Annotated in this window: 18 protein-coding genes; 9 read left to right on the top strand and 9 right to left on the bottom strand. The window is 62.5% G+C overall.

Features of this window, described 5'->3' with window-relative positions; genetic code table 11:
• Window positions 1–31 precede the first annotated feature (31 nt).
• Entirely contained in the window at window positions 32–1,144 is a 1,113-nt protein-coding gene (locus ATY77_RS01510) for an NADP-dependent oxidoreductase (protein ID WP_190237559.1), read from the bottom strand.
• A 117-nt stretch (window positions 1,145–1,261) separates the two neighbouring features.
• Between ATY77_RS01510 and ATY77_RS01515 the strand changes: the two genes are divergently transcribed.
• On the top strand, window positions 1,262–2,179 hold the full coding sequence (locus ATY77_RS01515; RefSeq protein WP_190237560.1) for a LysR family transcriptional regulator: 918 nt from the start codon (window positions 1,262–1,264) through the stop codon (window positions 2,177–2,179).
• Between the two features lie 66 nt (window positions 2,180–2,245).
• Here ATY77_RS01515 and betB read toward each other — a convergent pair whose 3' ends face one another.
• The 5 genes from betB to ATY77_RS01540 all read right to left on the bottom strand — a co-directional run bounded on the left by betB (window position 2,246) and on the right by ATY77_RS01540 (window position 7,985).
• The gene (gene betB, locus ATY77_RS01520; RefSeq protein WP_088685769.1) at window positions 2,246–3,715 is read right to left on the bottom strand and encodes a betaine-aldehyde dehydrogenase; all 1,470 of its coding nucleotides are present in this window, start codon (window positions 3,713–3,715) and stop codon (window positions 2,246–2,248) included.
• A 141-nt stretch (window positions 3,716–3,856) separates the two neighbouring features.
• Entirely contained in the window at window positions 3,857–4,168 is a 312-nt protein-coding gene (locus tag ATY77_RS01525; protein WP_190237561.1) for a cupin domain-containing protein, read from the bottom strand.
• Complete coding sequence (locus tag ATY77_RS01530) at window positions 4,152–5,840, bottom strand: choline dehydrogenase (RefSeq protein ID WP_088685771.1); 1,689 nt, start codon at window positions 5,838–5,840, stop codon at window positions 4,152–4,154. Before ATY77_RS01530 ends, ATY77_RS01525 begins: the two co-directional genes overlap by 17 nt.
• Before the next feature lie 69 nt (window positions 5,841–5,909).
• On the bottom strand, window positions 5,910–6,908 hold the full coding sequence (locus ATY77_RS01535) for a glycine betaine ABC transporter substrate-binding protein (protein ID WP_088685772.1): 999 nt from the start codon (window positions 6,906–6,908) through the stop codon (window positions 5,910–5,912).
• A gap of 147 nt (window positions 6,909–7,055) precedes the next feature.
• The gene (locus ATY77_RS01540; protein ID WP_088685773.1) at window positions 7,056–7,985 is read right to left on the bottom strand and encodes an NAD(P)-dependent oxidoreductase; all 930 of its coding nucleotides are present in this window, start codon (window positions 7,983–7,985) and stop codon (window positions 7,056–7,058) included.
• A 98-nt stretch (window positions 7,986–8,083) separates the two neighbouring features.
• Between ATY77_RS01540 and ATY77_RS01545 the strand changes: the two genes are divergently transcribed.
• Window positions 8,084–8,965: a LysR family transcriptional regulator gene (locus tag ATY77_RS01545; RefSeq protein WP_088685774.1), complete on the top strand. Its 882-nt coding sequence runs from the start codon at window positions 8,084–8,086 to the stop codon at window positions 8,963–8,965.
• A 126-nt stretch (window positions 8,966–9,091) separates the two neighbouring features.
• Here ATY77_RS01545 and ATY77_RS01550 read toward each other — a convergent pair whose 3' ends face one another.
• Window positions 9,092–10,378, bottom strand: coding sequence for an ABC transporter substrate-binding protein (locus tag ATY77_RS01550; protein ID WP_088685775.1), 1,287 nt, complete (start codon window positions 10,376–10,378; stop codon window positions 9,092–9,094).
• Between the two features lie 190 nt (window positions 10,379–10,568).
• On the opposite strand from ATY77_RS01550, the gene ATY77_RS01555 reads away from it, so the two are divergent.
• From ATY77_RS01555 to ATY77_RS01585, 7 genes are all read left to right on the top strand, one after another.
• The gene (locus ATY77_RS01555; protein ID WP_088685776.1) at window positions 10,569–13,091 is read left to right on the top strand and encodes a hypothetical protein; all 2,523 of its coding nucleotides are present in this window, start codon (window positions 10,569–10,571) and stop codon (window positions 13,089–13,091) included.
• A 17-nt stretch (window positions 13,092–13,108) separates the two neighbouring features.
• A complete protein-coding gene (locus ATY77_RS01560) occupies window positions 13,109–14,203 on the top strand; it encodes a glycoside hydrolase family 88 protein (protein ID WP_088675677.1) in 1,095 nt (364 codons plus the stop codon).
• Window positions 14,200–15,564: a glycoside hydrolase family 28 protein gene (locus tag ATY77_RS01565; protein WP_088685777.1), complete on the top strand. Its 1,365-nt coding sequence runs from the start codon at window positions 14,200–14,202 to the stop codon at window positions 15,562–15,564. Before ATY77_RS01560 ends, ATY77_RS01565 begins: the two co-directional genes overlap by 4 nt.
• The gene (gene ugpC, locus ATY77_RS01570; RefSeq protein ID WP_088685778.1) at window positions 15,552–16,658 is read left to right on the top strand and encodes a sn-glycerol-3-phosphate ABC transporter ATP-binding protein UgpC; all 1,107 of its coding nucleotides are present in this window, start codon (window positions 15,552–15,554) and stop codon (window positions 16,656–16,658) included. The genes ATY77_RS01565 and ugpC overlap by 13 nt, the downstream gene beginning before the upstream one ends.
• Window positions 16,659–16,660: 2 nt before the next feature.
• On the top strand, window positions 16,661–17,647 hold the full coding sequence (locus tag ATY77_RS01575) for a sugar ABC transporter permease (protein ID WP_088675680.1): 987 nt from the start codon (window positions 16,661–16,663) through the stop codon (window positions 17,645–17,647).
• A 1-nt stretch (window position 17,648) separates the two neighbouring features.
• On the top strand, window positions 17,649–18,707 hold the full coding sequence (locus ATY77_RS01580) for a carbohydrate ABC transporter permease (protein ID WP_088685779.1): 1,059 nt from the start codon (window positions 17,649–17,651) through the stop codon (window positions 18,705–18,707).
• 569 nt (window positions 18,708–19,276) lie between these two features.
• Entirely contained in the window at window positions 19,277–21,199 is a 1,923-nt protein-coding gene (locus ATY77_RS01585) for a methyl-accepting chemotaxis protein (protein ID WP_088685780.1), read from the top strand.
• 103 nt (window positions 21,200–21,302) lie between these two features.
• On the opposite strand, the gene ATY77_RS01590 is transcribed toward ATY77_RS01585, so the two are convergent.
• Window positions 21,303–22,340 (bottom strand): LacI family DNA-binding transcriptional regulator, encoded by a 1,038-nt coding sequence (locus tag ATY77_RS01590; protein ID WP_088685781.1) that lies wholly within the window; start codon window positions 22,338–22,340, stop codon window positions 21,303–21,305.
• Between the two features lie 421 nt (window positions 22,341–22,761).
• Window positions 22,762–23,394 (bottom strand): TetR/AcrR family transcriptional regulator, encoded by a 633-nt coding sequence (locus ATY77_RS01595; protein ID WP_088685782.1) that lies wholly within the window; start codon window positions 23,392–23,394, stop codon window positions 22,762–22,764.
• Window positions 23,395–23,413: the final 19 nt, after the last annotated feature.

A 23,413-nucleotide genomic window follows, 5' to 3' on the forward strand; every position in this document is an offset into this window, starting at 1 on the left:
CGGAGGCGGTTTCACGCCTCCGGAGATCACTTCAAAGCGTTCCGAACTGGACCTGCAGCTTCCCCGACCGGCCGGCGCGGTAAAGACCGGCGATGGCCTCGGGCAGCATCTCGAAACCCTCTACGAGGTTGGCGACAGGCTTCAGCCTTCCCGCGAACATCAGTCGCGAAAGATCGTCCTCCGCTTTCAGCCGTTCACGGAAGAAATCCGTGACCATCCAGGCTTCGGCCTTGATATTGCGCCGGCGCAAGATCTCTTCGACCTCTTCCGAAATGCCCATCATTCGGCGTATCGAAGGCGGCGGCGCGCCGGTTGCCGGACTTTCGCCGTAGAGTGAGGCCGCCGAGCCATAGGAGAACATGCGGCCATTCGTGTTCAGCCGCTTGAGAGCGGCCTCGCCGACGCGCCCGCCGACGCCGTCCGAGAAGAAGTCGATGCCTTGAGGGAAGCGGCTTTGCAGCTCGGCATCAAGATCATCGGCCGTGTAATCGATGCAGCCATCGATCCCGAGTGTGTCGACCACCCAGCGGCATCGGTCTGCTCCGCCCGCGAAGCCGATGACCCGGGAGCCGGCGATTTTTGCGAGCTGCGCCGCGATCGACCCCACCGAACCGCTCGTTCCTGCCACGGCGACCTGATCGCGCGGCATCAGCGGCCCGCATTCACGCAGCCCGAAATAGGCCGTCAGCCCTGATGTGCCGAGCACATCCATCAGGATGGAAGGCGACCACATCTTCACGAGGGCAGGCCGGAACGCATAGAGGAGCGGCGAGTTCGTGCCGTTCGCCGCCTTTACGATTTCGCTGACCGGGGGATAGCCGATCGCGGTCTCAGCACTTGAAACGAGCTGGTATTCCTGCCAGCCGGCCTGACAGTGGATCACATCGCCTTCCCGGAAGACCGGATCGCGCGACTTGACGACGACGGCGCAAGCGAAATTGGTCTGGTCGGTGGCGCCGACTTTCGTACCGCCGGCAGCCATGCGTTTGCGCGTGGCGGAATGGATGTTGGCGAGCAGGATGCGCACAAGCGCCTGCCCCGCTGCGGGCTCGGGCAGGGATATTTCGCGCAACGCGAAGTGATCCGGTTGCAGCGGTCCTTCGAGCGGTTTTGCGAGCACCCATTGGCGAAATGTCTTGGGCAAAGCTGATCTCTTTCGTTTCGCTTTGCTTGCGGCCGCAGGCACGCAAGTCATGGTGGAAGCATAGTCAGTGCTATATTTTGCGTCTAATGAATGATGCGGAAATCGGTTATTCAAAAAATGGATCTTCGCCATCTCGACCTGAACCACCTCATCGTGCTGCGCGTCCTGCTGGAAACGCGCAGCGTGACGTTGACCGCCAAGCGGCTCAATATGAGCCAGCCGGCTGTCAGCCGTGCGCTGGCGAGGCTTCGCATGCTGCTGGGCGACACGCTTTTGCTGAAGGGCAAATCCGAAATGGCGCCGACGGCGCGCGCGGAGGCTTTGATCGACCCGCTCGTCAGTCTGCTCCAACAGCTAGAAAGCTTCGTTGCGCCGTCCACGTTCGAGCCCGGCAAGACGCAGCGTGCGTTTCGCATCGCGATGACCGATCACGCCGCGATCGTGATGCTGCCCGGGTTAATGCCCATGGTCGCACGAGAGGCGCCGGACGCGATCGTCGAGATCATGCCCTTCTCGAACGATACTTTCATGCAACTCGCAAACGGGCATCTCGATCTTGTTCTCTACACCGACCATCCCTTGCCGGATGGGCTGATGACCCGCTCGCTGTTTACGGAGAAGCTTGTCTGCCTGATGCGCACTGACCATCCGCTGCTTGCGGATAGGGGTGGATCGAAGGAGGGCCTGAATCTGCGGGAGTTCGTTGCCTATCCGCACGCCTTGGTCAGCGTTCCCGGGCTGCCGAGAAGCCATGTGGATGAGGTGCTCGCGGAGCATGGTCTCGAACGGCGCATCGCACTCAGGCTGCCTTACTTCGCCACCGCCGCCTTCGTCTGCGCAACCTCCAACCTGATCGTCATGCTGCCGCGCCGCGTGGCATCCACTCTTGCGATCGGCAGAAACCTGGCACTCGTCGAGCCGCCGCTTGTCCTTCGAACCTTCGGTTACCGGATGGTCTGGCACCGCCGCAGCCATGAAGACCCTGGAGCGGTCTGGCTGCGAGATCTTGTCGCCGAAAGCAGCCGGGACTTGTGATTTCTTTCGGCGACGGCCGTGATTTCGCTGTCTCGGGGCAGCGGTTTCCGGCCCGGGACTGGCCTGTCAATAAGGCGCCGCCACCGGCCCCATGCCGACATAGACCGTCTTCAGCTCCGAATAATGCTCCAGCGCGGCCAGCGAATTCTCGCGGCCGAAGCCGGATTGTTTCGAGCCGCCGAAGGGGATTTCCACCGGGGCGAGGTTGTAGCTGTTGATCCACAGCGTGCCCGCCTCCAGCCGGTCGACGACGCGGTGGGCGCGGGTGAGGTCGGCGGTGAAGACGCCGCCGGAGAGGCCGAATTCGCTGGCATTGGCGCGGGTGATGACCTCGTCCTCATCGTCGAAATCGAGCACCGACATCACGGGGCCGAAAATCTCTTCCCGGGCGATGGTCATGTCGTCGGTGACGTCGGCAAAGACCGTCGGCTGCACATAATAGCCTTCGCCGGAGACGTTGTTCGGAATGCCGCCGCCGGCAATCAGGGTGGCGCCCTCGGCCTTGCCCTTCTCGATATAAGAAATCACTTTCTCGCGCTGCGCCCAGGAAACCATCGGGCCGATCTGCGTCGCCTCATCCAGCGGGTCGCCGATCAGCATCGCCTCGGTGCGCGCCTTCAGCCGCTTGAGGAACTCGGCCTTGATGCCCTTCTGCACGAAGACGCGGGTGCCGTTCGAGCAGACCTGGCCGGTGGAATAGAAATTGCCGAGCATGGCGCCGCCGACCGCCGAATCGAGATCGGCATCGTCGAAGACGATGAGCGGCGACTTGCCGCCGAGCTCCATCGTCACATGCTTGAGGCTGCCGGCGGCGGCCGCCGCCACCCGGCGCCCGGTCGGCACCGAGCCGGTCAGCGACACCTTGGCGACATCGGGATGGTTGACGAGCAGTGGCCCGGTGTCGCGGTCGCCCTGGATGACGTTGAAGAGCCCCTTCGGCAGCCCCGCCTCGTGCAGGATCTCGGCGATCTTCAGGGCGCCGAGCGGCGTGTTTTCCGAGGGCTTGAACACCATGGCGTTGCCTGCGATCAGCGCCGGCGCGCCCTTCCAGCAGGCGATCTGCTGCGGATAGTTCCAGGCACCGATGCCGACGCAGACGCCGAGCGGCACGCGCTTGGTATAGGCAAAATCCTGGCCGAGCGGGATATGCGAACCGTTGAGGCCGGCCGGTGCGACGCCGCCGAAGAATTCGAGGGCGTCGGCGCCGGAGGTCGGATCGGCGACGATCGTCTCCTGGATCGGCTTGCCGGTATCGAGCGTTTCCAGTTCGGACAGTTCGCGGTTCCTCTCGCGCATGATCTCGGCGGCGCGTTTGAGGATGCGCCCGCGCGCCATCGGGCTCATCGCCGCCCATTCCGGCTGGGCGCGTTTGGCCGCCGCGATCGCCTTCTCGACGATCGCAGGCGTTGCCGCGTGCAGCCGGGCGATCACCTCGCCGGTGGCGGGATAGAGGCTCTCGATGACGGTGCCGTCGGTATCCTCGACATATTCGCCGTCGATGAAGTGCGAGGCTGTCGGCTGGGCTTTGAGCTCCAATTTGTCACTCCTTTTCGATGTTCAGAGTCGGTCGTGACCTTGTTGGAAGACGTGGAGAAAAGAGCCTGCCCTTGCGGGCAGGCGAGTGCCGCTCTTGGGAACGAAATGAGCGGGAGAGGTTTCAACGCGAGGGCGCGTGAATTACGCCGGCGATCCGGTGTCATGGTACACATAGAGGTTGGTGATCGGCTCCAGCACGGTCCAGACACCTTTGATGTCAGGCTTGATCGTCACGAAATCGTCTTTCTGGACGGCGAGCCTCGTGCCATCGGTGAAGGCAATTTCCGCCCGCCCCTCCTTGACGCAGAACGACACCGCGCGGTCATAATGGATCTCGAAGGGCTCCCTCGCATCCGCCTCCCATACCGTCCAGGATTCGACCTTCCTCTTAATTTCCGGCGTTGCGCGATCTCGCTGGATCCGATCCGTTTGAAAATTACGATCCGACTGCATGGTCACGATGTCCTTCCGTTGGGGCTTTGTAGTAGGCGACCTCATTTGCCGGCAGCGGCGTTCGGCCCCGGATGAGGTCGGATGCCTTTTCCGCGATCATGAAGGTCGTGGCGTTGATGTTAGCGCTCGGGATCGAAGGAATGATCGAGGCGTCGACGATACGCAGACCCTCCGCTCCAATGAGACGAAGTTCGAGATCGACGACCGAGCGGGAATCGCTTGTCCGGCCCATCCGGGCGGTTCCGCAGGGATGGAACGAACTCGTTACATCCTGCCGGATAAACGCCTCCAGCTCTGCATCGCTCCTGCTTTGTTCGCCCGGAGCATCCTCGCGCTTCCGGTAGGGTGCGAATGCCGGCTGGGCCAGGATCTCCCTGCCGAGCTTCAGGCCCTGGAGGGTTTCCTTCCTGTCCCGTTCGGTCGCCAGATAGTTCGGATCGATCAGAGGCGGCTGTGCCGGGTCCGGTGATCGAAGGCGCAGCGAACCGCGGCTTTCCGGCCGCATCGGACCGACGCCGAGGCGATAGCCGCCGACGCGGGGGTCGGGGATCCAGTTCGGTCCGAAGAAGACCGGGAAAAAATGGATCTGCAGGTTCGGATGCGTCACGCTGCAGTCGCTCCGCATGAAAGCGCCGACGTGACACTGGTTGACGGCCGCAACGCCACCCTTGAACGCGAACCACTGGATGCCGGCCAGCACCATCTTGTCGAGCCGGAGATACTGGTTAAGGCTGTACTTGAGATCGCATTCGACCTGGATGTGGGTTTCGAAATGATCCTGAAGATTCTCTCCCAGCATCGGAACGTCGATCAGGGGCTCGATCCCCAGTCTTTTCAGATCGTCCGCAGGTCCGACTCCCGACAGCATCAGGATCTGGGGGCTGCCAAAGGCTCCCGAACTCATGACGACCTCCTGCGCGGCGAAAACATCGACCGTTTCCGATCCGCGGCGGACCTGGACGCCGATCGCCCGATTGCCCTTGAACAGGACTTTCAGAACCTGGCAGCCGGTGTGGATATGCAGGTTTCGCCGGGCCGGCTGCGCGTGGAGATAGGAGGTTGAGGAGCTCGAACGAATGCCCTGTCCGACGCTCATCTCGAAGCGGCCGACGCCTTCCTGGCGATAGCCGTTGAAGTCCGCGACCTCTTCATGGCCGGCCTGCTTGCCCGCCTCGAGAAAGGCCTGGTTCAAAGCGTCGAGATGCTCCTGGCGCTTGACCTGCACCGTGCCCTCGGCAGAGCGGAAGGGGCCTTGCGCACCCTCGAGGCGCTCGAACCGCTTGAAGTAGGGAAGGCAATCGGCGAACGACCAGCCTTCGCAGCCGTCCTCGTCGCGCCAGTCGTCGAAGTCGCGCGGATTGCCGCGCAGGAACGTCATGCCATTGATCGATGACGAGCCGCCAAGGACGCGGCCGCGCGGCTGGTCGATCTCGCGATTGTCGAGATGGCGCTGCGGGGTCGTCTTGAACCAGTAATTATAGGTGCTGGTCGGCTTGAAAGCCGAACGAAGGCCGGCGGGCATTCGCAAGATCCAGCTGCGGTCCGAAGGGCCGGCCTCCAGAAGGAGAACCGAGGCGCTCTCGTCCTCGCTGAGCCGGCTGGCAAGCGTGCAGCCGGCCGTTCCTGCACCGACAATGATGTAGTCGTATCCTTCAGCGCGAAATGTCGGCACGGAAGATCTCCAGGCAGCAAAGGTTTGGTATTGAGGGGCGGGCAAAGCCGCCCCTTTTCGAAGCCTCCGTCAGAGGGAGGCTTTGATCTTTTCCGCGGCCTCGGGCGAAACCCACTTCGTCCAGATTTCCGGGTGCTCGGAGAGGAAATGGCGCGCGCCGTCTTCGCCGGTCGCCTGGTTCTCCGTCATCCACGCCATCAGCGCGTTCACGGTCTTGTTGTTCCAGCTGCGCGCCTTCAGGTAATCGACGGCGGCCGGATCGGTGCGCTCGATGAAGGACTTCGAAGCGAGCGTCAGGACGTTGTCCTTCGGGAAGGTGTTCGGCTTGGGGTCCGCACATGTATCGACGGAGGTGCAGCGCTTCCATTCGGCCGCATCATGCTGCACGCCGACATCCACCGGCACCATATCGTACATGCCGAGAAGCGAGGTCGGCTCCCAATAGAAGCCGAGCCAGGGCTCCTTGCGCTCATAGGCCTTGGCCATGGAGCTGTCGAGGGCAGCCGCGGAGCCGGTGTCGATGACCTCGAAACCCTTGCCCTTGACGTCGAAGGCTTTCGAAAGCTGGTTCGTGGCGATCGTGCCGCCCCAACCGGTCGGTCCATTGAAGATCGCCCCCTTGGACGGATCCTCCTGCGACGGGAAGGCTTCGGGATGAGCAAGTATCTCGGCAATTTTGTTGATGTTCGGGTTCTTGTCGAGCATATAGCGTGGAATGAACCACCCGGCCTGGCCGCCATCGGTCAGCGAGGGCACGAGGGCGACGACGCGGCCCTCGGCCAGCGGTCCCTTGACCAGCTCGGGAAACAGATCGACCCAGGCCTCCGGAATGATGTCGGGCTTGCCCTTCTCCACCTGCGAGGTGATGCCGGATGCCGCGTCGACCACGATGATGTCGGCGCTGCAGCCATACCCGTCGTTGAGAATGATCTTGTCGACGTTCGAAAGCACTTCCGCGCTCTGCCAGTTCATGCTGGCGATGGATACCTCACCGCAATCCGCCATGGCGGCGGGAGCAAATGCGACGAGCGGAAGTGCGATGGCCGCACCAAGAGCGATAGTTTTCATGTTCCTTACTCCGTTGGTTTTTATGGTTCCCGGTGGGGAGGAGCAGCCATCGGATGTCGCCACCCGACAATTTCCTGCATGGTCGGACAGTGATGGCTGCCTTCTTGTCTGCTGCCATGACCATGGATCGGCCGCGTGAAACGGCGGCTATTCGGCGGCCTGGTGCGTGACCAGCCATGGCGCCACCCAATCGCCGTTGACGCGAAGCTCGATACCGGCGTCGTCCTCGACGACCTTGCACACCGTCATCTCGCCGGCATCAGGTCCGTAGCGTTCGGCCGCCTCGCGGAAACGCGCATGGCAGGCATCGAGGAGGTCGGATCGCGTGCTAGTGTCGTCAAGCAATTCCTTGATCAGCCCAAGGTCCTTGAGGCAGAGCTTGAGCGGGAATGAAGGATCGTAATGGCCGGCAAAGATCGACGGGACATCGTGCTGCATCACGAAGCTGTCGGCCGCGCCGCCCTTCATCACGTTCCACCAGACATCCGGTTCGAGGCCCGCCTTCTTGGCGCAGACCATTGCCTCGCCGATCGCCGCGGCGTGAACCTTCCACAGCTGGTTGTTCACCAGCTTGGCGACGTAGCCGTTGCCGTACCGCCCGACCTTTCTCAGCTCGCCCATGGCTTCGATCACAGGACGAGCGGCCTCGACGTCGGCATCCGCGCCGCCGACGAACATCGGCATGTCGCCGCGGATCGCTGCGTCGACCGACCCCGTGACGGGTGCATCGACGGGCCGGCCGCCGGCATCGACGAAGGGCTTTACCAGTTCGCGCATGAAGCGCGGCGACGACGTCGTCATGTCGATCCAGATCCTCCCCCGGCAATTGCCGCGGAGCAGCCCTTCCGGTCCGTTGAGAACGGCATCCAGATGCGGCGGGCCGAAGACCATCGAGACCACGCAATCGACGCGGCTGACCATCTCGCCCGGGCTGCCGACCCAGGCGGCGCCCATCGCAACATGGTCGGCGGCCGCTTCGCGCCTGAGATCGAAGACGCAAGTCTCGAACCCCGCGCGAATGATGTTCTTCGCGGCATTGCTGCCCATGGTTCCCAGCCCGATAAAGCCGACTTTCATCTAATCCTCCCGGATGCATGTCCTCGGAAGAGACTAGACCGCAGCTTTGCTATTGGTAAAATGAGAAGTACCTATAGGTATGATTGGATATCTTAATAATGATCGATCTCGATATGAGACTGCTGCGGTCGTTCGTATCGGTCGCGACCGAGAGGAACTTTTCCCGCGCTGCCGAGCGGCTTGCATGCTCGCAGGCCACCGTGTCGCTGCGCATCAAGAGCCTGGAGGAGATTCTCGGGCGAAAGCTCTTCAACCGGAGCTATCATCTCGTCGAACTGAGCGTTGCGGGCAAGGAACTCCTGCCGCATGCGCAGATCATCCTCGATCACCATGATGCTCTCTTCGACAAGATGAGGAGCGGGAAAGTGGCGGGAAGCGTTAGCCTCGGCATCGCCGAGGATTACGGCGAGCCGTTCCTGTCGCGTCTCATGCGGGTTATCGACAGTTCGTTCCCTGGTATCGAACTGAACGTGACATGCGCGATGAGCATCAGGCTTCAGAAATTGCTGGAGTCGCGGAAACTGGACCTGGCGATCGTCACATTGCCAAATCAGAAGGAGCGCTCGACGCTGCTGAGCCGTCCGAAGCTGGTCTGGGTTTCCTCAGGGGATTACGTCGTCGACAGAAAAAAGCCGTGGCCGATGGCGTTCTATTCCGAAGGCTGCGCATTTCGTGCGGCCGCGGAAGCGGCGCTGAAACGGGAAGGCCATGCCTATCGCGAGGTGCTGACCACGGGAAGCGGCGAGGCGATCAAGAGTGCGGTCAGCTCCGGCACCGCGATAACGGTCATGGCCGAAGGAATCGTGCCCTATGGTTTCTCCGTCCTGCAGAAGGAGGCCGGTCTTCCCGAGCTTCCCGAGAGCTGCATCCAACTGGTCGAACGGGAGGATGGCCTCTCCAAGGCGGCGCAGCAGGTGAAGGTTTCGATCATGAAGCTGCTCGGCGTATCCGCGGATCATCCGGCCGCTTATCAGGCCTGAGTTTCCGCTGCCGATCGAAGTGGCGGGTCGGCCGCCCGGACAAGGGCCAAAAAAACGATCAGCCACGGCCTGTTGCGAGGTCGTGGCTGATGCAGCGCGCAATCTGTGGGAGACAGGCGCGGCCGGTTACTTGTTGGCGGCAAGCGCCACGTTGACCTTTTCGACGTCGGCGCTCATCGCCTTGAAGGTGTCTTCGAGGGAAAGCTCGCCGACGATCAGCTGGCTCATCCGCTGGACGATGAGCTGATAGATGGCGGACGAGCCCTTGAGGCGTTCGAGATCGCGGGCTGCCTTCGGCGCGCTATTGCGGGCTGCGAGGAAGACCGACATGGCCTCCTTGGCGTTCTTGCTCTCGAGCTTGTACTGCGGATCCTTGATGTCGGCCCCGGTCAGGATGACGTAGTTTTCGGCGATTTCACGCTGGATCTTTTCCGAGCCGAGGAACTCGATGAAGGCGGCGACGGCTTCAGGATGCTTGGTGCGCTTGAAGCCGACGATCGCGGTGCCGCCCGGCATCGCGTAGCAGCCGGTATCGCCGCAGGGTGCGCTGATCGCCGTCCAGTCGAAGGCGTCGGCGATCTTCTTCTGGAACGGATTGACCATCCAGTTGCCGGCGAGATAGGTCACGACATTGCCGTTGACGAATTCGTCGCCCATGTTCTTGTACTGGGTTCCGCCGGCAGCACCCCACATTTCCTTCGGGAAGGAGCCGTCCTTCGTCCAGTTGTAGAGATCGGTGATGTAGCGCTTGGCGGCATCGTCGGGGAAGGAGAACTTGCCGTCCTTGACGTAGTTCGAGCCGTAGGAGAAGGCCGCGCCGGAGAAGCGGTGGCCCGAGCGGTCCATCGTGAAGGGGATCTGGGCGCCGGTCGCCTTGGCAACGCGCGCGGAAGCTTCGACGATCTCCTTCAGCGTGGCGGTCGGCTTCGGAAGCGGTTCATTCGCCTGTTCGAAGAGCGTCTTGTTGACGAAGGGCAGATTGAAGGTCTGCGACGCGACGTAGCCGTTGATCGAGTTCGGATCGTTGACGCCCGGGAAACGAAGCGTGTTCAGGCTGTCGCCGTGCAGCTTGGCGAAGCCGTCCGGGTCTTTCATCAGCGGGCGCATGTCGAGGTAATAGGGGGCGAGCTGCCAGTCGGTGATCTTGGCGATATCAGGACCTTCGCCGATGGCAAGCTGTACCGGCAGCTGCTTGGCGACGGCATCATAACCCGAGGAGACGAAGTTCAACTTGATGTCGGGATGCGCGGTCTCGAATTCCTTGCTCAGCGCTTCCATCCGCTCGACATAAGCCTGGTCGTCGTCGGTGAAGAGAAAGGTGATCGTCTGGGTTTCGGCCATGGCCACGCTGGACCAGGCGAAAGAAACGGTGGCCAGCGCCAGTGCGAAAGCCCCTGAGAGATAGGTTTTCATTTTCATCCTCCCATGAAAACATTTTCATCAATCGCGGCCTCAGCCATCGATAAGTGAATTTCATATACTTGACATTCGTGCCGTCAAGCTGTTTTCTAAGCGAATAGCGATGTTTTTGAGCATTTTTCAAAAATAACGCACTCAAATCACCTAATGAAAATATTTTCATTGATTGCGGAGGAGGCGATCTGTGAAAACGGAAAGCATCAAGCAGCCGGACGACACGGCGCCAGCCTACAGCGTGGCCGAGGGGCAGACGATCACGGCATGGGCCGTTTCCGCCCTCATCGAGCGCTATTTTCCCGGCGAGCCGGCCCCGGCCGAAGATCGCGTCAACTATCGTTTCATCAACGGTTTCGTCGATGTCGGCGACCTGCCGTGCCGCAAGGCCTTCTGGTCCACCATGGTCGGCCGCGATCTCGCCCCCGACACGTCCTGGCCGACCGAAAGCCTCTATCTTCCCGGCTCGAACCGCCGTGTCGAGTTCACCAGCTTCTGGCATGTGCCGACACATGTCAGCCGGTGGCTGAAGGGCACGTTCAGGACGGATGCTCCGCGCACGCTCAATCTCGCGCTCAAGACCTGCGGCGGCGTTCGCATATGGGTCAATGGCCAGGAGTCGGTGCGTTTCGAGCCGTTCAAGCGCAACACCGAGAGTGCAACCGAGATCGCGCTGCCGCTCGACGCCGGCGACAACGAGATTCTCGTCCATACCGAAGATCTCGCCGAGCGCGATACGACCTGGTTCTTCGAGCTCGAAATGCTGGACAAGGAGCCGCTTTCGGTTCTGCTGCCGGTCGCGCTCGATCAGGAGGAGGTGCGCGAACTGGAAGCGCTTTCGCGCGGCGTGCGCCCGGCGCGAGACGTCTTCGTCAACCAGCCGCTGGAAATCGTCTTCGATACCGCGCCCGAGCGCGACCTGCCGGTGGAGATCAAGGTCGTCGGCCACGGCCATGAGCGGCCGGTTCTCGCCCATGCGAAACTGACCCTTCACGCCCATCAGGGCCTGCTGATCGCCGAGGATGTCCGCGGCATTGCCGACGGTTATCACGGCATCCACATGACGATCGGCTCCGGGCCCGGCTCCGTCACCCGTGTCATCGATGCCGCCTTCATGAGCAGCATCTCGCCATTGCCGGAAGAGGCATCGCTTGCCGCCCGCAAGCGCCAGGCGCTGGAATACAGCGCCCGCTTCGGCGCCAACCGCGCCGGGCGTCTCATCGCGATGATGGAAACCGGCCATCACGACCCGGAAAGCTTCGACCGCATCGTCGATGCGACGCTCGCCTCCATCGATGCGCGCGAGGATTGCTCCGATTTCATCATGGTGCCGCTCCTGTGGCTGCTCGGCGCCTATGGCGACCGGATGCCGGAGGCGACGGTCGAACGCATCCGCCATTCCGTCCTCTCCTACCGCTACTGGGTCGACGAGCCGGGCAATGACGCGATGTGGTTCTGGAGCGAGAACCATGTGCTTTGCTTCCATACCAGCCAGCTGCTGGCCGGGCTTTTCTTGCCGGACGCGGTGTTTTCGGCCTCCGGGCGGACGGGGCGGCAGCAGGCGGAACTCGCCGTGGAACGGCTCGGGCGCTGGTTCGACAGCGTCGAGGCCCATGGCCTGGCGGAGTGGAATTCGGCCGCCTATTACCCGATCGATTTCATCGGCCTGCTGGCGCTGGAGCGCTGGGCGGAAAGCGGGATCGCCGATCGCGCCCGCGGCCAGATCGACCTCATCTTCCGCATGATCGCCCTCCACACGCTCGCAGGCGTTCCCGCCGGCTCTCAGGGCCGCGCCTATGACAAGGAGCTGCGCGCCGGCCCGCTCACCGAGCTTGCGCCCTTCGCTCAGGTCGCCTTCGGCACCGGCTGGCTGAACAACGGCGTTGCGGCGCTGACCATGTTCTGCGCCGGCGACTATGAGCCGCCGGCCGATCTCGCCGAGCTGGCGTCGCTGTTGCGGGGAAGAAGCGTCGAGGCGCGTTACAGCCAGGGGCTGGAGAGCGGAAAGCTCGTGCTCTTCAAGAACGAGGCGGCGCAGCTTTCGACGGTCGTCGACCACAAGACCGGCCGGAAGGGGCACCAGCAGCACGTTCTGGATATTCGCCTCGCCGGTCATCCGATGGCGAGGCTGTGGGTCAACCATCCCGGCGAAGACGATCCGTGGGGCAATCAGAGACCGTCCTATTGGGCCGGAAACGGCATCCTGCCGCGTGTCGCCCAACATCGCGATGTCGCCCTGCTGATCGAGGACACGGGCGACGCACGGCACGCCTGGACGCATGCCTATATCGGCCGCGACGGACTCGACGACCTGATCGTCGAGGACAAGTGGTTGATTGCCCGGTCGGGCAGGGGATTTGCCGCCCTCTGGGCGTCGAACGGCCTGGAGTTGGTCACCGACGGCCCGACGGCCGGCCGCGAGGCGCGCTCCTACGGACCACTCTGCGGCTGGGCGGCCATCGCGGCATGCGGCAATGGCGATGAGTTCAGGGCCTTCCTCGAGCGCCTGTCCCAGACGGCGGTTTCCTTCGATCCCGCGCTTCGGCGTCTTTCCCTGACGCCGCTGGGCGGCCCGGCGATCTCCCTCTCTTATGCCGATGGTCTTTCGATCGCCGGCAAGCCACGGCCGTTCACGCATGACCAGCCGCACCCGATCCTCACCCACGACAGCGCGGCTGCCACCGCTGCCGCTGACGGGCCGTTTTACTCCTGAGAATATAGGATTTCAGCATGAACACAGCATCTGTCGACAACGCCGCTCTACTGACGACGATCGATCGCGTGGCGACGGCTTTCAGCCGGCTCAGGGGCATCAAGGAAGGTCTCGTGACCGACAATGCCGCCTCGGGAATCCAGTTCGACGAATGGGACTGGGAAGTCGGCGTCGGCCTTTACGGCTTCCTGCGCCGTGCGATTTCCGCCAACGACCAGAAGGCGCTGCAGGAACTCGTCGCCTGGTACGGCGCCCAGATCGACCGCGGCCTGCCGCCGCGCCAGATCAACAGCACGGCGCCGATGCTGCCGCTTGCGATCCTCGTCGAGCATGTCGACCGCCCGGATTTCCGCGCCCTCGTCGAGGATTGGGCCGAATGGCTCGTCAAGGAGCTGCCGAAGACCGAGGACGGCGGCTTCCAGCACGTCGTCAAGGAACGCCTCAACGACGGCGAATTGTGGGACGACACGCTGTTCATGGCCTGCCTGTTCCTCGCGCGCGCCGGCGTGCTCTGCAAGCGCAACGACTGGATCGACGAGGCCGTCTATCAGTTCGTTATCCACACCCGCTATCTCTCCGATCCGGTGAGCGGGCTCTGGTATCACGGCTGGACCTTCAACGGCCGGCACAATTTCGCCAATGCCTTCTGGGCCCGCGGCAATGCCTGGATCACCGTCGCCATTCCCGAACTCTTCGACCTCGTGCCGACGCTCGGCGAAAAGGACCGGCGTTTCCTGTCGAACGTCCTCGTCAGCCAGGTGCGTTCCCTGAAAGCATATCAGCGGCCGGACGGCATGTTCACGACGCTGCTCGACGATCCCTCTTCGCCGCTGGAAACCTCGGCCACGGCGGGCATCGCCTACGGCATCCTGCGCGCCATCGACGCCGGCATTCTCGGCGAGAGCGACAAGGTGCATGCGGAGCGCGCGCTGAAGGCCGTGCTCGCCCAGATCGACGAGGAAGGCGTCGTCCACGGCGTTTCGGACGGCACGCCGATGGGCCATGACCTCGATTTCTACCGACGCATCCCGAACCTACCGACGCCTTACGGCCAGGCGCTGACCATGCTGCTGCTGACGGAAGTCTTCATCGAGAGCGGCCGACGCCAATGAGTGGCACCTCCCGCGTCGTGATCGAGGCGTTTGACGGCGATAATACCGATCGCCTGCAGACGGCGATCGACACTCTTTCGGCTTCCGGCGGCGGACGCCTGGAACTCCTGGCGGGCATCCACCTTTGCCAGGGGCTCCGGCTGCGCTCCGGCGTCGATCTGCACCTGGCCGCCGGCGCGATCCTGCGTCCCATCCCCGACTATGCGGCCTATGCGCATACGACGGTTTCGGTGATCGCCGAAAAATCCGATCGCGGCATGATCGTCGCCAAGGGCGCGCGGCGGATCGGGCTGACGGGGGAGGGGCGCATCGAAGCCGGCTGCGAGAGCTTCATCATCGGGGACGACGAGAGCGTCGGCACCTTCATCCCGGCCGAATTCCGTCCGCGCGTGGTCGTCTTCGAAGGCTGCGACGAGGTCGAGATCAGTGCCATCACCATCAGCCGCTCGCCGATGTGGACGCTGCACTTCGTCGACTGCACCGATCTTGCGGTCCGCAACGTCACGATCGAAAACGACCGCCGCCTTCCCAATACCGATGGCATCGTGCTCGACGCCTGCCGCGGCGCCGTCATCGAGGATTGCAGCATATCGACGGCCGACGACGGCATATGCCTGAAGACGAGCATCGGTCCCGACGGTGTGGCCATCGGGCGATGCGAAAACATTCTCGTGCGCCGCTGCGCTGTTCAGAGCCTCAGCTGCGCGCTGAAGATCGGCACGGAAACGCATGGCGATGTCAGCAACGTCGTGTTCGAGGATTGCAGCGTTTCCTCTTCCAACAGGGCGCTCGGTATATTCTCCCGCGATGGCGGCCGGATATCGAATGTGAGGTTCTCCAGGATTGCCGTAGAGTGCCGCGAGACGCCGGATGGTTTCTGGGGCTCGGGCGAGGCGTTGACCGTCAATGTCGTCGACCGTATCGCCGAACGGCCTGCGGGCGCCGTTGAAAATCTTATCGTCGAGGACGTGACCGGCCGCATGGAGGGAGCGATCACTGTCATCGCGGCCGCGCCGGCGGGTATCCGCAACGTGTCGCTCGCCCGGATCACCATCGATCAGCAGCCCGGGCAGCTTGGCACCGGGCGGAGCTATGACTTGCGCCCGACCAATGCCGATCTCGCGCCGAAGGCCGATGGCGGCGGCCGCGCCAATGCCTGGACCCGCGGCGCGGACGGCCGGGTGATCGGCCTGCAGGACTATCCCGGCGGAATGCCGGCCGCCTATGTGGCCGGCATCGCCGGGATCACGATGAACGAGGTGCGGATTACGAGACCGGCACCGTTGCCGCAAGGCTGGAACGAAAACGACGTCGTCATGGAAACGGCGGCACCTGATGGGAGTGGGGCATGGCAGAACTGAAACTTTCCACCGTCAACAAGGCGTATGGCACGGTCAAAGTCCTGCATGACGTCGAACTCGACATCAAGGACGGTGAATTCGTCGTCTTCGTCGGTCCATCCGGATGCGGCAAGTCGACCCTCTTGCGCGTCATCGCCGGCCTCGAAGAGGTCACGGCGGGCACGATTGCGATCGGCGGGCGCGACGTCAGCGCGCTCTCGCCGGCCGAGCGCAAGATCGCCATGGTCTTCCAGTCCTATGCGCTCTATCCGCATATGAGCGTGCGCAAGAACCTCGCCTTCGGCCTTGAGAACCTGAAGTTCAAGCGCGCCGAGATCGAGGCGCGGATCGCCGAGGCTGCCAGGATGCTGGCAATCGAACCCTATCTCGACCGGCGTCCGAAGCAGCTTTCCGGCGGCCAGCGCCAGCGCGTGGCGATCGGCCGGGCGATCGTGCGCGAGCCCGACATCTTCCTCTTCGACGAGCCGCTGTCCAACCTCGATGCGGCGCTGCGCGTCCAGACCCGCGCCGAGATCACCAAGCTCCATCGCGAGATCAAGACGACGATGATCTACGTCACCCACGACCAGGTCGAGGCGATGACCATGGCCGACAAGATCGTCGTGCTGCGCGCCGGCCGCGTCGAGCAGGTCGGGGCGCCGCTGAAACTGTTCGACCACCCACGCAACCTCTTCGTCGCCGGCTTCCTCGGCTCACCGCGGATGAACATCATCAAGGGCAAGGTCGCCGCCATCACCGAAAGCGGCATCGCCATCGATGTCGCCAACGGCGGCCGGATCGTCAGCGATGTCGAGCCCAACGGCATTTCGGTGGGGCAGGAGGTTCTCGCCGGCATAAGGCCCGCGCATTTCTCCCGCTCCAGCGAAAACGGCCTGCCGTTCATCGTCCAGTATCACGAAGGCCTCGGCACCGAGACCTATGTCTACGGCAATCTTGCCGGGCAGGACGAACAGATCATCATCCATGAAGCCGGCCATTTCGCGCCCGTTCAGGGCGATCGGATCATGATCGATGCCGATCCGGCGCGCGTTCATCTGTTCGATCCCGAAAGCGGCCTGGCTTTCGCCCGCCGCTCCGGGCAGGGGAGGCGCTGACCATGGCTGCTGCTGCATTGCTCTCCCAGGCGGGCGACACGGCGATGAAGGTGGTCGAGGCTCCAATGAATGCGTTCGAGCGTCTCTTCGGCCGCAAGCGCATGCCCTGGCTGTTCCTGGCGCCGAACCTCGTTCTCTTCGCCATCTTTACTTTCCTTCCGATCGCGATCGCGGTCGGTTACGCCTTCACCGGCGGCACCAATCTCTTCGTCTCGGAGCGGCCCTTCGTCGGCTTCGACAACTTCCGCGCCCTGCTTTCCTGCGGCAATTATCTGCAGCCGGGAACCTGCCAGGAATCACTGTTCTGGACGGCGGTGTGGAACACGCTCTGGTTCGTCGCATTGAACGTCACCGCCACCTTGCTGGTGGCGCTGATCACGGCGCTGATCCTCAACCGGGCGATCTTTGCGCGCGGCTTCTTCCGGGCGATGTTCTTCTATCCCGTTCTGCTGTCGCCCGTCGTCATCGGCCTGATCTGGAAATGGTTCCTCGATCGCAACGGACTGCTGAACGCCTTCTTCCAGATGATCGGCGTTCCCCCTGAGATCTTCCTGCTCGACGTCGGCTGGTCGCGCTTCTTCGTGGTCGTGGTCTCGGTCTGGTTCCACATGGGTTTCTACACCCTCATCCTGCTTGCCGGCCTCCAGGCGATCCCGAAGGAACTCTATGAGGCCGCCTCCATCGACGCCGCTTCGCCGCGCCGCACGCTGTTCAGGATCACGCTGCCGCTGCTTGCGCCGAACCTGCTCGTCGTATTCATTCTGCTGATGATCAAGTCCGTGCAGATCTTTGACGAGGCTTGGGTTTTGACGAATGGCGGCGGTCCGGGCACGGCCAACAGCTTCATCGTCCAATATATCTATCAGATGGCCTTCAGCAGCGATCTTCGCCTCTTCGGCCTTGCCTCGGCCGCCTCGGTGCTGATGGGGCTGGTGCTTCTGGTTCTCACCCTCATCCAGCTGCGCCTCGGCAAGCGAATGGAGTCCTGAGATGAACAGCTCTATAAACCCGATCCGCTTCATGACGCGCACGCGCCGAGCCGGACGCATCGACATCACCGACATTCTGTCATGGGTCTGGCTGATCGGCGGCACGCTCGCCGTGCTCGTTCCCGTGCTCTGGGCCGGCCTCTCCTCGCTGAAGCCGGCGGCCGAAATCACCCGCTTTCCGCCGACGCTGCTGCCGCGCGCCGCAGTGGAGCAGACCGTGCCCGGCTTCGACAAGCCGCTCAGCCTGTGGCAGGTCACGATCGATGGCCAACAGCGTGAGATGGCCATGGTTCGGCGCATCGGCCTCAAGGCGCAGATGGTCGATCCCGCCAATCCGGGACAGCCGGTCAGCGTCGACGTGAAGGGGATCACCCCGGTGCAGCACATGACCGTTGCCACCGAAAACTACACCGATCCGCTGACGCGCTTCAACTTCCTGACCTTCCTCAAGAATTCGGTGTTCGTCACCGTCGTTGCGACGCTTTTGACGTTGATCGTCAACGCCATGGCGGCCTTTGCCCTGTCGAAGTACAAATTTCGCGGCGACACGACGGTTTTCGTCATCATCATCTCGACGCTGATGATCCCGCTCGCCGTCGTCATGGTGCCGGCCTATCTCGTCATCGTCGGCGTCGGGCTTGCCGACAATCTCTGGGGCGTCATCCTGCCGACCATCGCTTCGCCCACAGCCGTCTTCCTGCTGCGGCAATATATGCTGACCATTCCCGACGAGCTGATCGAGGCGGCGCGCGTCGACGCCGCGAGCGAATTCTGCATCTTCTGGCGCATCATCCTGCCGCTGACGGCGCCGGCTCTCGCGGTTCTCGCGATCTTCTCCGTGCTCTGGCGCTGGAACGACTTCCTCTGGCCACTGATCGTCCTCAACAGCCGCGAGAATTTCACGCTGCAGGTGGGCCTCAACGCATTCCAGGGCGAGTTCTCGGTGCAGTGGCACTATATCCTGGCGATGACCTTCCTCAGCCTGCTGCCTGTCACCGTCGTCTTCCTGTTCCTGCAGAAATACATCACGACGGGCATTGCCGGAACGGGGATGAAATAAACCAACCTGGCGCATGATCCCGGGAGATCGGGGTCGAGACGTGGAAAGCCCTCCCGGCGTTGCAAACAGCGTCCACGTTTACTGCGCCGGCAGAGCGCGCCGCATCGGAGCTGATCCGTGCGGCGCGCTTCGGCTGCATGGCTTGTGGGATCGGTGCCTGTTTTCTGGGCGGAATCGTCGGCTCTTTCTGTACAATTTCGACATGACTATCCGAAATGCGCAGAATTGCGCGCGACCGTGGCAGCGTGATTGTATCGTTTACACCATCTTAATTTCCGCGTGCAATTTCTTGCGTGAGGCGGAAACAATAATAATCCGGCCATGATGGGTCGAAACAATTCCGTCATTTTCCCGAAGTCGTAAGTATAGATTCTCGGATTGCTGGGACGGCGAGTGTTTTTCATGGCAGCGCCCGAGATTTGACGTTCTGATATTTCAAGAATTTGCCGGTGTATTAATTGGCGCGCCAATTCGCATTTCCGAATGGCTGTCCGAAGCGTCAGAACGAGAAGAAGATACGATTCCGAATTTCATTTCAAATTCGAAAGCACATTAGGCTGGAACAATACATGATCTCTCTGAAATCTCTCAAAATAGGCCCGAAACTGCTGGGATTGACGGTTTTCACCGTCGTCGTCGGGGTCAGCGTCAGCGTCTATGTCTCCACGAAGCTGCGCTCGATCGACGACACCTACAGCGCGCTGCTGGAAATGGATGCGAGCGGGACGAACAAGCTTGCCGAAATCACCGGCAATTCCGACTCGATCGGCCGCGTTCTCTTTCGCCTCATCGCCGAGCCGGACGTGGACAGCGTGAAGAAATCGGAAACCGAGCTGGCGCAGGTGTTTGATGAAACTGAGGGCTTCATCGATGATGCGGCAAGCCGCTACCCCGGTGAAAAGACACGATTCGATCAGCTCAAATCGGATCTGCGCGCCTTGCAGGCGACGACGCCGCCCATCGTGAAGGCATCCATGGCGAGTGACAATGTCACGGCTCTGCATCTGGCAAGCGACGGCTTTAAGACCGCCAGAATGAAGTTCGACGGCGATGCAACCGAGCTTTACAGCTGGGCAAAAGCGGAGCTGCAGCGAAAGAACGATGCTGCGAGCGTCGTCACCAACGCGACGATCTCCACGAGCTATATCGTGCTCGTGATCGCCGCGCTCGGCTCCCTGGCGATCGCGGCCGCTGTCAGCCTCGGGCAAATCGTCCGGCCGATCCGCCGCCTGACCGAAACCATGGGCGCCATCGCCGGCGGCAACCTCGCCCTCGATATTCCCGGAGCCCACCGCCACGATGAAATCGGCGAAATGTCGGCCGCCGTCGAAGTCTTCCGTGCCAATGCGCTCGCCAACAAGCGGCTGGAGGAAGAGGCCGCCGCCAACCGCAACATGACCGAAGAAGAGCGCCGCCAGAAAGCGGAGGCCGAGAGGCTGCGCGCCGAGCACATGGCGCAGGCGACGTCAGGCCTTGCCGATGGCCTGAAGCATCTTGCCGGCGGCGATCTCGGCTATCAGCTGACCCAGTCTTTCGCGCCGGATTTCGAGAGCCTGAGGGGCGACTTCAACGCTGCCGTCAACCAGCTTCAGCAGACGCTGAGAGCCGTCGCGCAATCGACCGGTCAGATCGACAGCGGCACGCGTGAGATCAGCATGAGCGCCCAGGATCTCGCCAAGCGGACCGAGCAGCAGGCTGCCTCTCTCGAGGAGACCGCCGCCGCGCTCGACCAGATCACCGCCAATGTCTCGAACTCCTCGAAGCGCGCCGATGAGGCCCGCGCCGTGGCCGTCCAGGCCAATGCCAGCGCGGTTCAATCCGGCAAGGTGGTCGCCGATGCGGTCCATGCCATGCAGAAGATCGAGCAGTCCTCGAACCAGGTGTCCAACATCATCGGCGTGATCGACGAGATCGCCTTCCAGACCAACCTCCTGGCGCTCAATGCCGGCGTGGAAGCCGCACGCGCCGGCGATGCCGGCAAGGGCTTTGCCGTCGTCGCGCAGGAAGTGCGCGAACTCGCCCAGCGCTCGGCGCAGGCCGCCAAGGCGATCAAGGACCTCATCCGCAACTCCTCCGTCGAGGTGGAGAGCGGCGTCCGGCTCGTCAGCGAAACCGGCGAGGCGCTGAAGACGATCGAGAACTACATCGTCACGGTCAACCAGCACATGGATGCGATCGCCACATCCGCCAAGGAGCAGTCCCTCGGCCTCTCGGAGGTCAACACCGCCGTCAACCAGATGGACCAGGTGACCCAGCAGAACGCGGCGATGGTCGAGGAAAGCAACGCCGCAAGCGCCACGCTCGCCGGCGAGGCCGGCCGCCTTCGCGACCTGATCGGCCGCTTCCAGCTCGGAGACAACAACGCCTCCCAGGCCGCCGCCCTGCGCAAGACCGCGACGGCCATGGCATCGCCCCCGCGCAGCACCGGTGCCAGCCGCCCCGCCGCCCGCGGCAATCTGGCTGTGAAGCAGGACGAGTGGTCCGAGTTCTGATCTCGGTATGCAGAGCGGAGGGCTTGGCCTTCCTGCTTTGAGAAGAAGCGGTTCAGGCTTGATCGCCGGAACCGCTTTTTTGTTTCATGCAAGGACCGGATGTTTAACGCGGCGGCGCGATGCTGCCCCGCAGCACGAGGTGGCAGCCGAGTTCCAGGCGGTGGGCCGGGCGCTGCGGGTCGTTGGCGATCAGGCGTTGTTCGATGAGGGCGAGTGCGGCGGCGCCGAGTTTGTCGGTTGGGACGCTGACCGTCGAAAGCGGCGGGCGGCTGAATTCGCCGGGGACGATGTCGTCGAAGCCGAGGACGGAGATTGCATCAGGCACGCGGATGTCGCGGTCGGCCAGCGCCTTGAGGCAGCCGAGGGCGAGGTTGTCGGCGGCGCAGAAGACGGCGGTGGCACCTTTCAGCGTCGGGTCGCGGTCGAGCAGCGCGTTGATGGCGGCCTCGCCATGTCTCGGCTCATATCCTTCGGCCGCGATGATCATGTCTTTGGGCACGGGAAGCCGGGCGGCGAGATAGGCGTCGGAGAAACCGTCATATCGCCGCTGGATCGTCGTGCGGCCCTTCCAGGTCAGGTGCAGGATGCGGCGATGGCCGAGCGCCAGCAGGTGCTCGATGCCGAGGCGTGCGCCGAAGCGGTTTTCGGGCGTCACCGTATCGACCAACATGGCCGGATCCTCGCCATTGACGATGACGACGGGCATGTCTGATGAGGCGAGGCTGCGGATGAGTTCCGGCTGATCGTCGTTCAACACCACGATGCCGTCGGCGCGCTCGGAGATCGCGATCTGGCGGACCTCGGCGCCGTCGATGCGCCGGCCGGTGCTGACGTAAGGCACGATGCGGATGCCGCGGCGCTCGCATTCCCGGCGCAGGCCGTTGAGGATCGTCCAGCTCACCAGGTTGAGGTCGCTCTCCGGCGCGGCGTCGTCGGGAATGGCGAGAAGCAGCACGCGCAGTGCCGCGATCGTCGCCTTCTTGCGGCGGCGGTCGAGGTAGCCGAGCCGTCTGGCCGAATCGAGAACCCTTTCGCGCACCTCGATCGTCAACGGCGCGGTTCCGTTCAGCGCGTGCGAAGCCGTGCTCAGCGACACGTCCGCATCGCGTGCGACATCCTTGAGATTGACTTTGCGTTCCACTTTAATCCGTCACGAGTTGAGGCCACGCCTTCGAAGGCTGAGCTAACTCGATGTTTTCACATAAAGAGTCGAAAAAATCCATGTGCGGCCGCGGTATTTTTCCTCATTCCGCCGAAACGGGGCCTACCGAGCGGCAAGCGGCGAAGAACACCATCGAATTTTCGTGGCAGAGCCCGCATCGGCTCTGCGAAAACGATCGGCAAAATCCCTGAAAAATCGGGTCCTTAAAAACCTCTTCGTCACTGAATCCATATGAATTCAATATGTTAAGAGTGACAAAGGGGTTTTTAAGAGAGGTCAACATTTTAAAAAATGGATGGCGCGGCCGACGTTTGCGCATTTTTAAAAATGTTGGGCCTCCTTAAAAACGTCCTTCCAAACCTCCATGGCGGAAAAATCGGCCGCGCGAAACCTTCTGCAATCAGTGAGGTTTGGCGAGCAGGCCATTGATCAGCAAGTCGAAATAGGCCTTGAGGAAGGCCTCCTTGTTGGGGGGAGGCTCGCGGCGATCGTCGAATATCAGCCGCAGGACCGTCCTCGTCAGGATGGGCGCGACGACGAGGTCGGAGAATTCCACGGGAATTTTTCGAAACTCTCCCGACTCGACGCCTTCCAGAATGAGAGCGTCGATCTTGGCGATAATCGGCGCGATGAACTCATCATGATGGCGATCGATCAGGTCGGGGAAACGCTGTCCCTCGGCAATGACGAGACGAATCAGTTCGCGGGTCGTGCGATCCTCGGCGATCTGTTCATAGAGCAGGCTCAGAAGGGAAGGCAGCCTGTCGGCGGCCTTGCCGCTCAGCCCACCGGCCACCTCCAGCAGTTCGTGGAACGGCACGGAGAAGTGGTTGATCATGGCTTCGAAAAGCTTTTCCTTGGTTTCGAAGTAGACATAGACCGTACCCTTGGTGACGCCGACCCTGTCGGCGATGTCTTCGACGCGCGTGCCCGCGAAGCCGCATCTGACGAATTCCTCGAAGGCGGCATCCAGGATCTGGATGGGGCGCAGCGCTTTCTGTTCCGCGCGCGTAAGCTTCTTCATTGCTGCCATTTCTTCCTCGCCTCCCTGT

Source organism: Rhizobium sp. R634 (assembly GCF_002211305.1).
Taxonomy (GTDB): domain Bacteria; phylum Pseudomonadota; class Alphaproteobacteria; order Rhizobiales; family Rhizobiaceae; genus Rhizobium.

What these genes read in the sequence shown, in the direction of transcription:
- ATY77_RS01515 (WP_190237560.1), top strand. Translation starts at nt 1,262, where the DNA reads ATGGATCTTCGCCATCTCGACCTGAACCACCTCATCGTGCTGCGCGTC.
- ATY77_RS01525 (WP_190237561.1), bottom strand. Translation starts at nt 4,168, where the DNA reads ATGCAGTCGGATCGTAATTTTCAAACGGATCGGATCCAGCGAGATCGC.
- ATY77_RS01535 (WP_088685772.1), bottom strand. Translation starts at nt 6,908, where the DNA reads ATGAAAACTATCGCTCTTGGTGCGGCCATCGCACTTCCGCTCGTCGCA.
- ATY77_RS01540 (WP_088685773.1), bottom strand. Translation starts at nt 7,985, where the DNA reads ATGAAAGTCGGCTTTATCGGGCTGGGAACCATGGGCAGCAATGCCGCG.
- ATY77_RS01545 (WP_088685774.1), top strand. Translation starts at nt 8,084, where the DNA reads ATGATCGATCTCGATATGAGACTGCTGCGGTCGTTCGTATCGGTCGCG.
- ATY77_RS01550 (WP_088685775.1), bottom strand. Translation starts at nt 10,378, where the DNA reads ATGAAAACCTATCTCTCAGGGGCTTTCGCACTGGCGCTGGCCACCGTT.
- ATY77_RS01560 (WP_088675677.1), top strand. Translation starts at nt 13,109, where the DNA reads ATGAACACAGCATCTGTCGACAACGCCGCTCTACTGACGACGATCGAT.
- ATY77_RS01565 (WP_088685777.1), top strand. Translation starts at nt 14,200, where the DNA reads ATGAGTGGCACCTCCCGCGTCGTGATCGAGGCGTTTGACGGCGATAAT.
- ugpC (WP_088685778.1), top strand. Translation starts at nt 15,552, where the DNA reads ATGGCAGAACTGAAACTTTCCACCGTCAACAAGGCGTATGGCACGGTC.
- ATY77_RS01575 (WP_088675680.1), top strand. Translation starts at nt 16,661, where the DNA reads ATGGCTGCTGCTGCATTGCTCTCCCAGGCGGGCGACACGGCGATGAAG.
- ATY77_RS01580 (WP_088685779.1), top strand. Translation starts at nt 17,649, where the DNA reads ATGAACAGCTCTATAAACCCGATCCGCTTCATGACGCGCACGCGCCGA.
- ATY77_RS01585 (WP_088685780.1), top strand. Translation starts at nt 19,277, where the DNA reads ATGATCTCTCTGAAATCTCTCAAAATAGGCCCGAAACTGCTGGGATTG.
- ATY77_RS01595 (WP_088685782.1), bottom strand. Translation starts at nt 23,394, where the DNA reads ATGGCAGCAATGAAGAAGCTTACGCGCGCGGAACAGAAAGCGCTGCGC.